At 58.3% G+C, this 14,319-nt stretch carries 12 protein-coding genes; 2 read left to right on the top strand and 10 right to left on the bottom strand.

Features of this window, described 5'->3' with window-relative positions:
* Positions 1-321: 321 nt before the first annotated feature.
* Complete coding sequence (gene rimI, locus LQE90_RS09495) at positions 322-1,698, bottom strand: ribosomal protein S18-alanine N-acetyltransferase (protein ID WP_216529546.1); 1,377 nt, start codon at positions 1,696-1,698, stop codon at positions 322-324.
* A gap of 117 nt (positions 1,699-1,815) precedes the next feature.
* Entirely contained in the window at positions 1,816-3,132 is a 1,317-nt protein-coding gene (locus LQE90_RS09490) for a trigger factor (protein WP_216529545.1), read from the bottom strand.
* A 184-nt stretch (positions 3,133-3,316) separates the two neighbouring features.
* On the opposite strand from LQE90_RS09490, the gene LQE90_RS09485 reads away from it, so the two are divergent.
* Together LQE90_RS09485 and LQE90_RS09480 are read left to right on the top strand one after the other, a co-directional pair.
* Positions 3,317-4,582: an MFS transporter gene (locus LQE90_RS09485; RefSeq protein ID WP_216529544.1), complete on the top strand. Its 1,266-nt coding sequence runs from the start codon at positions 3,317-3,319 to the stop codon at positions 4,580-4,582.
* A gap of 113 nt (positions 4,583-4,695) precedes the next feature.
* Positions 4,696-5,046, top strand: coding sequence for a hypothetical protein (locus tag LQE90_RS09480; protein ID WP_114567989.1), 351 nt, complete (start codon positions 4,696-4,698; stop codon positions 5,044-5,046).
* A gap of 249 nt (positions 5,047-5,295) precedes the next feature.
* Here the strand turns inward: LQE90_RS09480 and LQE90_RS09475 are convergent, their stop codons facing one another.
* The 8 genes from LQE90_RS09475 to LQE90_RS09440 form a co-directional block, all read right to left on the bottom strand.
* Complete coding sequence (locus LQE90_RS09475; protein WP_216529543.1) at positions 5,296-5,538, bottom strand: hypothetical protein; 243 nt, start codon at positions 5,536-5,538, stop codon at positions 5,296-5,298.
* A gap of 268 nt (positions 5,539-5,806) precedes the next feature.
* A complete protein-coding gene (locus tag LQE90_RS09470; RefSeq protein ID WP_216529542.1) occupies positions 5,807-7,207 on the bottom strand; it encodes an MFS transporter in 1,401 nt (466 codons plus the stop codon).
* Between the two features lie 286 nt (positions 7,208-7,493).
* A complete protein-coding gene (locus LQE90_RS09465; protein WP_114567992.1) occupies positions 7,494-7,724 on the bottom strand; it encodes a zinc finger protein in 231 nt (76 codons plus the stop codon).
* 21 nt (positions 7,725-7,745) lie between these two features.
* Positions 7,746-8,099 carry a 4Fe-4S dicluster domain-containing protein gene (locus tag LQE90_RS09460; protein ID WP_114567993.1) on the bottom strand — a complete coding sequence of 118 codons (354 nt, stop codon included), beginning with the start codon at positions 8,097-8,099 and terminating at the stop codon, positions 7,746-7,748.
* Positions 8,071-10,437 (bottom strand): molybdopterin-dependent oxidoreductase, encoded by a 2,367-nt coding sequence (locus tag LQE90_RS09455; RefSeq protein WP_114567994.1) that lies wholly within the window; start codon positions 10,435-10,437, stop codon positions 8,071-8,073. The genes LQE90_RS09460 and LQE90_RS09455 overlap by 29 nt, the downstream gene beginning before the upstream one ends.
* 234 nt (positions 10,438-10,671) lie before the next feature.
* Positions 10,672-10,902 (bottom strand): hypothetical protein, encoded by a 231-nt coding sequence (locus LQE90_RS09450; RefSeq protein ID WP_181792633.1) that lies wholly within the window; start codon positions 10,900-10,902, stop codon positions 10,672-10,674.
* A 409-nt stretch (positions 10,903-11,311) separates the two neighbouring features.
* Positions 11,312-12,022 carry a trigger factor gene (locus tag LQE90_RS09445; RefSeq protein WP_216529541.1) on the bottom strand — a complete coding sequence of 237 codons (711 nt, stop codon included), beginning with the start codon at positions 12,020-12,022 and terminating at the stop codon, positions 11,312-11,314.
* Between the two features lie 87 nt (positions 12,023-12,109).
* Positions 12,110-13,801, bottom strand: coding sequence for a response regulator transcription factor (locus tag LQE90_RS09440; RefSeq protein WP_181792631.1), 1,692 nt, complete (start codon positions 13,799-13,801; stop codon positions 12,110-12,112).
* Between the last annotated feature and the right edge of the window lie 518 nt (positions 13,802-14,319).

Genomic DNA, 14,319 nt, shown 5'->3' with positions numbered 1-14,319 from the left:
AACGGACGAGTTTTGCGGCGGTTTTTCGCCTTGTCGGGGCTATGCCGCTACAAGTGTTTTGCATCACACCTGATCAGAGGACTGTCACCTTGCATTATCCTAGTTTGAGGACCAGCAAAACTCGCCCGTTTTGACACGGGCGCGCAAGGACGTACGGGGGGTCGGCACTACCGGCAACAGCGGGCGCGCGAGAACGTGTGGGCGGCTCGGCGCGAGCACACGCGAAGGTGCGCGGCGAAAGCAGGAAAACCCACCGAGCACGCGAGCAACGCAGCCAGCGCAAACCCGCCGGACGCGCGAACCCGCCGCGCAGCGCGAAGCCTACGACTCAAGCTCCTTCGCCATCACCACTGCGTCGTCAGCCGGGAAATCGTAGAACCCCTCCCGAACGAAAACGTCCCTGAATCCAAGCCGCCGGTAAAACGCGCGCGCGGATTCGTTGGAAGCACGCACCTCCAACTGCATGGAACGGCACCCCCGCGCCGCCGCCTGCTGGCACGCGCGCTTCACCAACTTCGTCCCGCATCCGCCCCGTCGGGCGCAAGGATCTACCGCCACCCTTACGATCGCTGCAGTATCGCCCGCCTCCCACCAGCCAAGATACCCCGTCACATCGCAAGCGACAGGAGAACCGCCCCCCGACAAGGCGCACACCACCTCGTAATGCGCACAGGGATTGTGCCGAAGCTCAAGAGCGTAGGCAAGCGGCGTCCACGGATCTTGGAAAGCCTTCGCCTCGATGGCCATGACGCCCGCAAGATCGTCTTCCACCATGGGGCGAATCAGCAGCGCATCGCCCTCCGCGTCCATCGTCCCCTGCAACTCCGAGAATTGCGCGCACCCGGCACGACCGTCGCCGAACGCATCGCCAGCGAACGTCCAAGGCCGCCGGTCGACGTCGGGCTTTTGTCCAATAGCCACGAACGACTCCGACGAAAAGTAGTACTCGTCGCTCTCGAAAAGAGCCTTCCATTCGTCAAGAAGCGCGTGGATCTCGTTCGCTATCGCCGTATCGACGCAGCTCGGCACGTTTCGCCTGAAGTACGCGAAACGCTCGAACAGCTCAAGACGCTCCTCGCGCGCTTTCCCAACCGTGTCTACGGAAAACGTTTTCACCCGTATCGGCGAAAAACCCGCGCGAACCAGGTAGGTGTAACATTTCTGCCCATTGCAACGGTCGGTGCACGCCGTCCAGGCCGTATTCGGTCGCACATGCTCGTCGTACAGCGCGAAAAGCCTTTTCATCGATTGGCTCGGGTCGGGATACGACAGCTTCACCGAGTCGTCCGTGGTCTTCACGACGACGAACCCTCCCGGCGCCAGCAACCGATAAGCCTTGGCCAAAGCCGCCTGCGGGTCCCGCACATGCTGCAACACATGGGAGAAGTACACCACGTCGAAAGCCGCGCCGTCTTCGGGTTCGAAGTCTTCAAAGGCGGCATGCACGAATAGAAAGCGAGCGTCATCCGTCTGCGCAACGGCACGCGCGATATCGTCAGCCGACGGGTCGATGCCCACGACGCGCGCGATCGAGTCGTAAGGCGCGAACTTCAGCCGGGTGTTGAAGCCGTCGAAACATCCGACGTCCAACACGCGAACGTTCTCTCGCCCCGCCAAATTGATCGCCTCGAACGCGGCGTAGTCCTCAGGCGCAGTGCGAAACGCCTGTTTCGTAATGTGCTCTCTTCCCCACGCCACAGCCGTCCTCCCATGCTCCGCTCGCAAGTTCGGTACGCAAAGCGCGCGAGCCCGACCGGAACACGCGCATCCGGCCGAGCAGCCGCTTGCTCCACGCGCTTTCCAGAATGCAGGCGCTCAGCCGACCCGGTGCGCAGCAGCATCGTGCACGACAGCTTGCTCCGCCAGCAGGCGATTCGCCTTCAAGCGCAGCGCGGCTCCCTTGGCGGCGAACAGCTTGCCCGATCGCTCGAAATCCTTCCGCGCCGCAACGGCGTTGTTGGGCGAAATCGCATCGAAGAACGAATCGATGTCCGCATCCTCCACGGAAAGCCCCTCATGTCGAGCGAACGCGTCAAGCGAGAACTGCCGCACCAGCTGCTCGCGCACCTGCATCATCACCGACATCGTCAGCTGCTGCTCCTCCATCCCCTGCTGCTTCAGGAAGTCCTCCAGCGTTTGCCCCTGCTCTTTCAGCGACTTGTGAAGCGTCTTACGAGCTTCGGACATGGCGGCGTCGTATACCGCATCGGGAATCTTGCTGTTGAAGCGCTTGGCCAGCTCGGCGGCGCACAGCTGCTCCTTTTGCTTCTGGTGCTCTTTCGCTTGCTGCTGAAGCAAGCGCGAGCGGATATGCTCGCGCAGCTGCGCGACGGTCGAGCAGTTCGGCATGACGCGAGCCGCCCACGCATCTGTCACTTCGGGTTCAACCGTCGACAGAATGCGCTTGACCGTGACCGTCGAGCGATACGACTCCATAACCGGCTGCCCGCTCGCGTCAAGCTCGAAGCTGGGGCCTTCGAACTCGAAGGATTTCGTTTCCCCGACGTCCATCCCCACGATCGCCTCGTCGAAATCGTCCGGCATGGACAAAGAGCCGGTGTTGTAAACGCGCGCTTTCGAGCACAGCGCACGGACCGGCTTTCCGTCCTGGATCGTCTCCAGCTCCAGTTCCACGGAGTCGCCTTTCTCCACCGTGCTATGGCTATCGTCGGTTCCCCGGTCGGCGGAAGCCTTCACCAAAGCCTGGATCTGCTCTTCAACCTGATCGTCCGAAACGGCAAGGGCGGGCATGGTTATCTCGACGGGATCGTACGAGGACAGCTCGAACTTCGGAACGGGAACGCACGTCATCTGAAACTCGAACGTATGGCCCTCGCGCACATGCTGGGCGCATGCGTACTTCGGCTCGCCCACGATATCGACCTCGCGGTCGGCCAAAGCGAACGGCGCGCAGCGCGCCATAACGGCCTCGTCGAACAAGAACGCCGCCTCGTCCTTTCCGAGCACCTCGCGCACCACGTCCACCGGCTGCCGCTTGGGATCAGGTTCGACCTTATGCTCGTACGCCACCAGGATCGCCGCGCGTTTGAGCCCGTCTTTCACCTCTTCGGTCGAAAGCAACACCGTAAGCTCAACGGTATCGACGCTTTTCTGCCTCATAGCCACCTGCATGACGTACCCCTTTCCCCGTGATAGATGCAATGGGGAAAATCTAGCACTCGCCCCCGTTCGCGTAGTCCCTTCGGGAGTATGAAAACGCCAAATCTAGTACGGGCAACTATAGGGGGGCGTCCCCCTTGGTGACTATCCTTGAGGTACACGAGCTTTCCCGGAAAATCCAAAGGAGAGGGGTTTTATGTCTGATCTCACCATCGGACAGATTAAGAGTAAGCGGGTGCTTTACCTCATTCTGTCAACGCTCACGCTTTTGTTCCTGGGCCTGATTTACGCATTCTCGATGTTCGCAGCGCCCATGTGCTCCTCATTCGGACTGGAGAAGGGCGCCGTCGCGCTCACCTTCAACATCATGATGATCACGTTCTGCATAGGAGCGGTCATCGGCTCCCAGATCGAGAAGAAGATCGGCGTGAAAGGAACGCTGCTTGTCGCAGCCGTTCTGTTCTTCATCGGCTTCGCCGGAACCGGCATCTTCGGCAACGGGAGCATCGCGGTCGTGTACCTATGCTACGGCACGTTCGGCGGCCTTGGCGTGGGCGTGGGGTACAACTCGGTCGTCGCCACCACCAACGTGTGGTTCCCCGACAAGGTAGGGTTCTCGTCGGGCGTTCTCATGATGGGCTTCGGACTGGGATCCCTTATACTGGGCACGCTGTCCGTCAACCTGATTCCCCTGTTCGGCCTGGGAACCGTGTTCACGGCCATCGGCGTGATCACGGCAGTGATCGTGATTGCCCTGGCCCTGTTCCTGCAGCGGCCGCCCACGAACATCGTGGAGCTTCTGGCGCCCGAAAAGGCCACGGGAGACAGCTACGATCCCGGCGACGAGGATAGCGCACTGAAAACGGGGACGTTCTACGTGTACTGGACCTGGGCGATCATCGTGATCGCCATAGGGCTGGCGACCATCGGCAATTGCGCTTCGGACGCGCAGATCGTCGGACTCGACGCCGGCTTCGCCACCCTGCTCGTTGGCTTGGTATCAACCTGCAACGGCCTGGCGCGCGTGGTCATCGGCCTCATCTACGACAAGACCAACGTGAAGATCACCATGCTGATCGACGGGCTCATCGCCGTGGCCGCCACCGCGTGCATCGTCAGCGCGTTCATGACCGGCATCTCGGCGCTCTACATCATAGGCGCCCTGTGCTGCGGCTTCTGCTACGGCGGCGTGCCCGTTGTGGCCTCCGCGTTTGCTCGCCAGCGATTCGGCTCGAAGAACTACCCGTTGAACCTGTCCTTGGCGAACTTCGCCATCACGTTCGGCTCCATCTTGAACATCGTCGTCGGCATCGCCGTCGGCGGAGCGGCCAACCGACTTCCCATATTCATCGTCATGACCGTGCTTTCCGTCATTGCAACGATCACCGTGCTTCCCTTCTCGCGGAAATGGGACAAGGACATGAAGATGCTCGAGAATCGCAGGGCTGCAAGAAGAGGATAGTATCCCGGTTGAACGCCGAAAAGCTGAGTCCTTCGCTTCGCGGACTCAGCTTTTCGGTATAGTAGAGCGCACGCCGTTCGCAAGAAGCTTCGTCAAGAACCAAGGGGGCAATCATGGCTCGATACAGCAAGCGCCAGCAAAAGGCCTACGAGGAGATTCTTCGATTGCAGGCGAATCGACGCAAAGACATCATCAAGTGCTCGGCCTCCCTGGCCGCCATTCTGGTTCTGGTATGGGGAAAGCTGGCGCTCGAGCTGAACGGCATCATCGAGGCAGGCAACCTCGTTGCCGGGGCCGTCATGATGGTCTCGTCAGTTGGCCTTGCGATCTTCGCCGGCTCGGCAAGCATCGACTTCACGAAAAGCGGGCAGTACATCAACTCTATCTACGCGCGTACCGGGCTTTCCAAAAAAGACGTGAAGGATCGCGCAAAACAGCAGTCGCGCCAGAACGCGCAGTCGTAACCCGCGATCTGCTCGGCCTGCGTCCGCAGCCCTGCCCACGCAGGTTGCGGACGCCTTGCTTTACCGCCTGCAAACCAGTCCGCAAACCAAGGCAAGGCGCTGTACGCATGCGCACAGCGCCTTTTCAATACCTACGTCCCGCATACAAAAGCCCTTGCTCGTCCCTGATGGATCCATGTGGCACGATCCATCAGGGACGAGCAAGGGCTTCTATAGGAGCGCAAAGCCGAAGAGCGGATCGCCTGCCCGTCAGTGCCCGGACAAGCCGTTTCCGGTAAGCTCCGTGGCCGCTACGAAGGCAACAATCAGCAACCCCATGATAGTCCACGCCAGAATCTTGGCTTGCTTCGAGGTGAACGGCCCGATCATGTCGCTTCTCGGGTCGTTTTCGGAGTCGTACGCAATCCTGCGCACCTCTTTGTTGAAGAGGGCGTAGCACTTCGTGCAATGCTCCTCCGACTGCGATTCCCTTCCGCAAAATGGACAGATCATGTCAAATCCCCCTTCGTTAACGGCCTTTGGCAATGCGCGTAGAAACCACGCATTCGCCAGAGGAATCAAAAGAACGACGGCCACGCGCACCGTCGCCCGCCGCTTGCGAGCCCGCGCAAACCAAAGCGCGGCATCCCTTCCCCTCCAAGTCGAAACCCCCTTCACAACCCGTCAGGGCTTCCGATTTTACTCGGAAGCCCGTTCGAGGTTGCCCAACCATCCCCTTATCAAGAGACGGAAAGCACATGATGCGAAGGTTCGCCTTGTGCTAGGACTCCACGGCTTCGGCGATATCGTCGATGTTCATGCCCTTTGCTCCCTTGGGAAGCAAGAAGCATGCGGCGAAGCCGAACGCCATGGGAACCGCAAGCAAAGCAATCAGCGGAGAGAACGCCCAGCCAGCAGCCTTCAAGCCGCCCAAAACAACAGGCGAAAGGATACCGGCCGATTTTCCGAGCGCCACGATGGTGGCCACGCCCGAGTTGCGGAACTCGGTAGGATACGACTCGGACATCATCGGCTGAGCAGCCGTGATAGCGTAGTTCAAGGCAAAGCCCATGAAAACGAATGCGATGAGGTACGGCCAGAAACTCGTTTCCGCAGGCAGCTTGACAACCTGAGAGACTATCAAGCACGCCACAACAGCCAACCCGTAACCGAATGTCAGGTTGCGCTTACGACCCATTGCCTCGGATACGAAGCCCGTCGTGCAGTTCGCGACAACCGATGCCGCGTTCTGAGCCATAGCCAGCATGTACGAAGCGGTAACCGCGCCGCCCGTAGCTTCGAGCATCAAAGCCGGCAGCCAGGCGTTTACGCCGTAGATGCTGAAGTTACCGGCAAAGTAGATGATAACCAGAGCAATCGTGGTCTTAAGGTACCTGCCCTTCCAAACCTCAGCAGGGCTTGCCTTGCCGGCAACGGGCGGAACAAGAATGTTCGCAGCATCAATTTCGAATCCCGTGTCCTTGCCAGAGCGCTTCTGAATGCACTTCAAGGTAGATACCGCTAGATCCATCTTGCCGTGAACCGCCGCCCAGTGGGCGGATTCCGGTGTGAACTTGCCGAAAATGAACGCGTAGACAACCGGGAACGCACCGATAGCGTAGCACCAATGCCACGTTGCAACCTGGACCATGATGGTGCCGATCAAGGCAGCGAACACCCAGCCGACAATCATCCAAGCCATGCCGAACGTGATGAAGAACGAACGCTGCTTCGTCGGCGTGAACTCGGTGAACAGCGTGGTAACGATAGGCGTGCACACGCCCAAGAACAGACCGGCGATAACGCGGAACACCGAGAAAAGCTCGTAAGACGGGGCGAAAATGCACGGAATGGTGAACAAACCGTACATGAACGTGCCAAACGTCAGAATCTTACGGCGACCGAACTTATCGGACAGCGGGCCTGCGGCGAACGAGCCGACCACGATGCCGATAGTGGACCAAGATGACAGAGCGCCCTTCAGTGCATCGTTTCCTGCGGGACCGAAAAACTCCTGCATGATCTGCGTGTTCGTATAGCTGATGATCATGTAGTCATAGCCATCGAACATCATTGCGATGCCCACGAGGAAAAAGATAGAGATCGTAAACTTACTAACTCCGAACGAATCGATAAACTGGGAAATGGTGAATTTCCTAGCCGCTTTGGAATCTGCACTCATAAACCGCTCCTTGTAACGTTCCACTTAAGCCTCAATCCCCTAGCTTCAGTGGAATCTTATAAGCGCGTCGCTTTGACGAAACGGTGCCGTCCGACGGCCTCCTGAAAACAACTGGAAAACGAGAGGCCGTCTCGCCATGCGCATCGATAAAAGTGCCGTGCGCTTCAATCCGTAGAACCCTCTTATTCCCTTGGATCGAATTGCGCACCGCCTTGACGAGCGACATTGGAAAGGAAAAAGGGTCTCGGCCCCCTGGAGCCTGAGACCCTTTTCTGAAACAAGGCTACTAACCCTCGAGCTCCTTCAAGATCTTCTGATCCTGATTCAGGCGCTCAGACTCCGAAATGGGTTTGAACGTAGCGTTCTCGATGGACTCGTCGAGTGCTTTCTCCTTCTCGGCACCGCACTTCTTGCATACCGTTGCATCTGCGGCGTTAAAGGTGTTGCACTCGGTGCACTTCCACAAGATCTTCCCCAACGGAGGCGGACGGAATCCGCCTTTTTCCTGACGAGCCATAGCTCTCCTCCTTCAGTCCGGTTATTTCGTGAAAAGCACCATCTTGGGCTTTTCAGCCGCCTTAGCAGCCAGCTCTTCCACCGTGCCGTAGTACATTACGCCAGCCTGGCAGTGATGTACGCAGTTGGGAAGGCGGCCTTCGGCCACACGGTCGGCGCACAGATCGCAAAGATCGGTCGGCAGGGGAAGATACGTCCACTCCCACTTGCCCGTCAGATTCTTCACGGGACCATACTCGAGCGTCTTGATACCGTACTGGCCAATCGGAAGATCATGCGTCTTCTTGCAGGCAACCTCACAGGTGTGACAGTTGGTGCAGAATTCGTAGTCGATCAACAGACCGTACTTAGTCTCCTTCGAATCGGGTGTAGTCATAGCCCCCGAAACCTCCTCCCTTGGTGACGATTGCGCTCGGCGAGCAATCGTTTTCAGGCGTTACCTTGTAGCACTTGCACAGCGTGCTCTTGTACGGAGCGCCGTAGTGCGTCGGACCGTAAACGCCCATCGTGGTCAGGTTATTGCCGTTGCAGTCGAACACGCCGTACAGGTTGGGCTCGGCAGCCTCCTGCTCGGGGAACCACCAGCCATGGCGAGCACGCACGAGGTTCGGCATCAGGCCAGGAGCGATATGCGCCTGCTGCTTGCACTTGCCTCGCTTGTTCTCGAACCATACCCAGTCGCCCTCTTTGATGCCCTGCTCCTTCGCGATCTCCGGAGAGATGTCGGCGATAGCGGTGGGATGAACCTCGCGCATCGTCGGCAGCTGGCGATGCTCGGAGTGGAACAGGCCGATGTGACGGTGCCCGGAGGTGTAGATGTACGGGTACTCCTTGTACAGCTCGGGAGTACGGTACGGGCTCTCGTACGGCTCCATGTGATGCGGCAGAGGATCGAAGCCCCACACGTCGAACAGCGGAGAAGACACCTCGTACAGACCGGTCGCGGTAACGAAGCCCGGCTGACCGTCCTCGCGAAGCAGACCCTTCTTGTACTTCTCGTACGTCTCGTTCCAATCCCAGTAGTCGTAAACCTTGTGGGTAAGGTCCTCGAACGTGTAGTCAACGCCAAGGCCGTCGTCCTGAATCATCCACGTCAAGAAGTCGCGGGTGGTCTCGAACTGGTTGAAGAACTCAGGGTTGAAGCGCTTGCCAAGGTCGAGCACAAGCTCTTCGTCCATCTTGCACTCGAAGTAGCGGCCAGCCGAAGCAGTCAACGTACGCAGCGGCTGCCACCAAGAGCGGAAGGAGTCGCGCTCAACCGACATGGCGACCGGAAGAACAAGGTCGGCGAACGCCACGGCGGTCGGGGTCAGGTAGTAGTCCACCACGACCGTATAAGGAACGTTCTTCCACGCACGGTACAGACGCGGGGCATCGCCGGACATGTTGGCGATGGGGTTGGTGCCGTGCACCCACATCATCTGAGGCGGATATGGAACGCCGGTCTCCATGGCTTCGAGCAGCAGATCGGGCGGAATGAACGGCGTGTAGCCAGCCTTGTGAATCGGGGACTGGTCGGTGCCGATACGGCGATCAAGCATCTCCTGCGAGATGAACTCAAGGCCGCAGCCGTACTTCTTGGAGCTGTTGTAAGCGTAGCGAACGAGCACGTTGCCGCCGGGAACGTCGAGGTTGCCGCACAGCGCCGTGATGTCGGAGATGGCGAACGAAGCCTCCATAGCGGAGATCTGCATGTCGATGGCAAGACCCCACTGGATTGCGCCGGGGCTTGCAGCAGCGAACATACGGGCTGCGTCGATAAGATCCTGCTCGTCGATCCAGCAGATCTCGGCGCACTTGTCGGTCGGGTAGTCCTGCAGACGCTCGACCAGGTCGTCGAAGCCGTAGCACCAGTTCTCAACGAACTCGTGATCGTACAGGTCCTCGTCGACGATGACGCGCAGCATGCCCATGGCAAGAGCGCAGTCGGTGCCGGGACGAACCTGCAACCAGATGTCGGCCTTCGAGGCAAGCCACGTCAGAGCAGGGTCGACAACGATGAACTTCGTGCCCATGCGCATGAGGTCGATCAGCCAGTGGCCGACGAAACCGTCAGGGTTGGACGCCAGAGGCTCGTTGCCCCAAACGATAACCACTTCAGGCTGCTTCCAATCAGGGTTGTCGTAGCGATCCGGGTGAAGCTGGGAAGCGTCGAGGATCCAGCAATCGCCGTCCTTCATGAGGTTGGCAGTCATACGAGGCTGATAGCAGGAGTCGGCAGAGAGGAAGCCGAACGACATGTTCGGGCTGCCGAAAACCGCACGCAGGCACATGGCGCCGTGCCACATGGCGTTACGACCCGTACCGGAAAGAGCCACGATGCCCTCGGGCCCGATACCGTTGTAGTCGTCGTGAATCGTCTTGCAAATCTTCTTGTACGTATCTTCCAACCAGTCGAACGCTTCTTCCCAAGTGATGCGCTTCCACTTGTTCTCGCCCTTTTCTCCGTCGCGGAGAAGAGGCCATTTCAGTCGGTCGTTGTTGTAGATAGCCTCAACCATGTCCAGGCAGCGCAGGCACAGACGTCCCTGGTTGTACCCGAAGTTGGGGTCACCTTCGATCTTCTCAAGCTTGCCATCCTTGACGTACGTAAGCACGCCGCAGCCGTTGTGACACCCAGGTCCGGTCCAGACCGAGGTGCGGGTCACTTCATAACCATTCTCAAACCAGCGCCAGTCTGTTTTGTACAGATCATGGTTGTATTCGTTGATCATGAAAATCCCCCTTTCATTAAGAGATGCCAACTGATAGATGAAACCCTTATTCTTCAGAAGCTCCTTTTGCCCTTCCCGCCCGTCCCGTCGATAGCCTCGTTCTATCTTGGAACGCGCATAAAGCCTTGTACGATTCTCCTCTTCACTCGTCATCGGAGCTTCTTAAAGACGATCAACGCTTCCCCTGCAAACCTGCGTTCTTGCAAGCAGCGGAAACCTTCAAGCCCGCTGCAACTACGCAGTAGGAGGCTTGGGAGCGCCAGGGGCCGCAGGGGCACCGGGAGCCTTCGGAGCGCCGGGGGCCGCAGGGGCGCCACCGGGAGCCGCGGGAGCGCCGGGAGCGGGCGCCTCGGTCGGAAGATCATTCCCGCACTTTTTGCACTTGTCATTCTCGGGCGGGTTGAACGTGCCGCACGACGGGCACTTCTTCATCATGTCATCGAACGATGGTGGTCTGAAACACATGGTCGTTCCTTCCTTTAGCGACTTCTTTTCTTTGGTTCTCAACGAAGCATTTCGCAAGTCCAAGTGAATGGCATGGGGTGCATCCACGAGACGAAATTTAGCAGCCCGAAGTTGCGGCTCCCTACCCAAATCGGTATGAAAAAGGGGCATCTAGTACCATGGGTTATACGTTCTAGTACAAAGATATTGATACTTTGACCTGGCGTTTCGTCTTTACATCACCAAAGACCCCATCACGCTTCGTGCAGCAGGGAAAGAAAAGCCCGGCAGCAAGGACCATCGCTTTGACGCGTAAAAAAGGCGCCGGCGGCTCTCAGACCACCGACGCCTTTTCTGCTTGGCGCCAACCTTGGCAATCAGCTCGAGCGTCGCTTGGGCAGACTCCAGGGGAACGGACGGATCGAAAGGACTAGCCTTCGTCGACGATGGCGGTATCGACGATCTGGCGCATAGCCTTCACGCGCGCGGCAGCTTGGCACGCTTCGTCGACCTTCCCGTTCCTCTCGATCTCCGCAAGGAACGCTTCGGGGTTGTCGGCGGAAAGGTACTCGGTCAAATCCTCTTTGGCAACGGCAAGCCCTTGCCGTTCAATCAGCTTGTCAAGAACGACGTTGAGCGACAGGTTGTACGCCACGTCGGCGCGAATCTTTTGCTCGTACTCCTCTTCGGTCAGCTTCTCTTGGCGAAGATACTGGACCTTGGTCATGCCGCTTGCGAGCAGACGATCGTCGTACATGGATCGAGATGCCTCCATCGCCTCCGTCACAACGGCTTCGGGCACCTCTCCTTCCAGACGGGCGATCAGCGCATCGTTGCAGCATTGCAGCTTGTAGTTTTCAAGGCCCATGCGGGACGTTTTCTCAAGATCCTGCTTGATGGACGCCTTCAGGTCCTCCATGGTGGACATTCCCTCGAAATGATCCCGCACCCATGCGTCATCCAAATTGGCAAGCGACTTGATGCTAGACCCCTTATGAGCCGAAGCGACAACGAACGAAAACAGCTGGGCTTCAATATCCTCTTCCGTCACCGCGGGGATGGAGGGCAAGGAGATGCGAACCGGACCGTAGTCCGACAGTTCGAAATCCGCGGGATCAAGTTGAAACGTAGTGCTAGCCATCGTGTTCTCCTATCAATCGAGTGCAAGTTGCTTTACAAAAGCCGGCGCAGACGTACGGGATTTCCCTATGCCGCCTTCGCGTTCTTCTCAGTCTTTGACAGCTTTCCTTTCTCCGAGCTTCGCCCCCTGCTTTTCGATGTCTTCCCTTCGAAACGTCTCGATAAGCGTGAGCATTTCTTGCGACGAATGCACCCCGAGTTTGTGATAGATGTTCGCGATGTGGGTTTTAGCCGTATGCATGGATATGACCAGCTCCTGCTGAACGTATTCCGCATTGCGGCCCTTTGCGATAAAGAAGAATATTTCTGTTTCCCGCGGCGAGAGCTTGTACAGTTCAGCAATCCGCTGGCATGTGCGTCGCCAGGGGGAATCGACGTATCCGCCCTCGGGTTTGGCCGATTTGCCGCGCGAGGCCGGCTCGCCGTCTTCCGAGGACGCGGCTTTAACAGCCGGCGCCTGAGGCTTTTGAGACGAAGATGCACGAGCTGCGTCGTCGGCAGAGGTCGGCTCAGGCTGCGAAGCAGGCGCGGCAGCCTGCGCATCCGCTCCGTCGGAGGCAAGCTCCTCCCATTCATGGAAGGGCGTGAGCACGGTAGCCACCAGCATTGCGATCGCGACGCCGCCCACGCCGATGAGAACCAGCCATCCGTGCTGGTCCATGAAAAGCATCATCAGCTGATCGCCCACGATGCAGCCTACCGCCAAGCACAGGTAAGCCACCACGCGGCCGCCGTCGACAAGCAGCAGGGAATCGGAGCGCAGGCGCTGGGCGATCCCGATGCCGATGATCACGCCGCCGAAGTCGAACAAGTTGAAGCCCGCCAAGATGACGCATTCCGCGGTTAGGGCGCCGAAGCCTTCCCGGAAAAACGGCAGCAGCACGATGCCTACGACGAACAGCAAAAGGGAGTAGCGATGGATGGCGTCGATGGACCGGCTTTGCTTCGAATGGAGCGAGGAGGCTATGATGCACGCGCCCGCCAACGCGATGCCGACAAGAATCAGGGGGTCGTTGGCCATGAGCAGCAACGTGCCGTCGACAAGATACGCGCCTTGCAACAACCCGAACGCAAACGCATAGACCATCGTCGGAACCGATGTAAGCGCGAATTCCCGAATTGCTTTGCGCGAAAGAGGGGCAAACGCATCGGAGAAGCCAGTTGGCGGCAACGGTTCCGCCGTCCTCCAATTGGCCATCAGCGACGTAATGGCCACCAGAGGCAGCAGCACCGCTGCGATCAGGCCGATAGGTTCTTGCAGGCTGCAGACGAGCAGGGCCACCAATCCGCCGAAGATCATGTCGACGGCAAACGAGCGGGTCAGGTAGTTTGCAGCAGCTCGCACGTAATAATGCAGCCACAGGAACATCAACAGGGCTTCCGAGACGCCAAGCAGCACGACCGTGCCCAAACGAAGGGGCACGGGGAAATCCATTGTCGTGGCGGAGACGATAGTGGCAAGGGTGGCCAACGCGCCCGCAGACACCAAGAGGATCTTCGAAGGAGCGGTTCTGTTCTTGCGAAGCATGCGCTTTCCAACCAGAACCAAGATGCCGAACGTAACGGCTAGAGTCAGATACAACGTAACCTGTCGCTGAAAAAAGAGGGATGGCGCGTTGATTGCGGCGGTCCCAATGAAAAGAGGCGTGAACAAAACAAGATAGTGCCAACCGAGCAGAGCTTTGAAACCGATCATCTTGAGCGTTTTGGTATACGCCTCGTTCGCTTCCTCAACCATCTCAACTTGCTGCGAGCATGCTACACGATTATCCAACCCCATAAGCGCCCTCTTTCCCCGTGAAGCCAGCGACCCGAACCACCGGCCCATGTCATACACTTTATCCACCTACCCCTGAGGGATATATAGCCAGAAGTACTAAAACCCTCGTTTTAGTACCCTCGTCAGTACAAATGCGCCTATTCTGAGTGATACGTTTATTCGTGCGAAGCGGTGCGGTGACCGTATAGGAAAACCAATTTAGTCAATGATACCCCCCCCCCCCGCACGCACAAGGCCTATTCCAACGCGTTTCCTTGCTCGCGCGCGTGCGCACCAAAAAAATCAACAAGCACGGCGTTGTTGGATGGAGCCGTCTTCATCAGGTCTCGTCGATAGGAGAACGCACATGCCGGGAGGATGCTGGATATGCAATCCAATGTGCGGGAAATGCCAACCTGCACCCAAAAAGTCCGGAACGTCCCCGGATTGCGGCACATGCACCATCTTCGACAGGGTCGACATCGTCAACGGCGTCGATCTGCACTGCAAAAAGTGCGGCAAGGACATGAACGATCTTG

The sequence above is a fragment of the Paraeggerthella hominis genome, from assembly GCF_021044775.1.
Classification (GTDB): domain Bacteria; phylum Actinomycetota; class Coriobacteriia; order Coriobacteriales; family Eggerthellaceae; genus Paraeggerthella; species Paraeggerthella hominis.
This window is presented reverse-complemented; position numbering and strand designations above follow the sequence as displayed.

What these genes read in the sequence shown, in the direction of transcription:
- LQE90_RS09455 (WP_114567994.1), bottom strand. Translation starts at nt 10,437, where the DNA reads ATGATCAACGAATACAACCATGATCTGTACAAAACAGACTGGCGCTGG.
- LQE90_RS09440 (WP_181792631.1), bottom strand. Translation starts at nt 13,801, where the DNA reads ATGGGGTTGGATAATCGTGTAGCATGCTCGCAGCAAGTTGAGATGGTT.
- LQE90_RS09490 (WP_216529545.1), bottom strand. Translation starts at nt 3,132, where the DNA reads ATGCAGGTGGCTATGAGGCAGAAAAGCGTCGATACCGTTGAGCTTACG.
- LQE90_RS09475 (WP_216529543.1), bottom strand. Translation starts at nt 5,538, where the DNA reads ATGATCTGTCCATTTTGCGGAAGGGAATCGCAGTCGGAGGAGCATTGC.
- LQE90_RS09450 (WP_181792633.1), bottom strand. Translation starts at nt 10,902, where the DNA reads ATGTGTTTCAGACCACCATCGTTCGATGACATGATGAAGAAGTGCCCG.
- LQE90_RS09465 (WP_114567992.1), bottom strand. Translation starts at nt 7,724, where the DNA reads ATGGCTCGTCAGGAAAAAGGCGGATTCCGTCCGCCTCCGTTGGGGAAG.
- LQE90_RS09485 (WP_216529544.1), top strand. Translation starts at nt 3,317, where the DNA reads ATGTCTGATCTCACCATCGGACAGATTAAGAGTAAGCGGGTGCTTTAC.
- LQE90_RS09480 (WP_114567989.1), top strand. Translation starts at nt 4,696, where the DNA reads ATGGCTCGATACAGCAAGCGCCAGCAAAAGGCCTACGAGGAGATTCTT.
- LQE90_RS09445 (WP_216529541.1), bottom strand. Translation starts at nt 12,022, where the DNA reads ATGGCTAGCACTACGTTTCAACTTGATCCCGCGGATTTCGAACTGTCG.
- LQE90_RS09470 (WP_216529542.1), bottom strand. Translation starts at nt 7,207, where the DNA reads ATGAGTGCAGATTCCAAAGCGGCTAGGAAATTCACCATTTCCCAGTTT.
- LQE90_RS09460 (WP_114567993.1), bottom strand. Translation starts at nt 8,099, where the DNA reads ATGACTACACCCGATTCGAAGGAGACTAAGTACGGTCTGTTGATCGAC.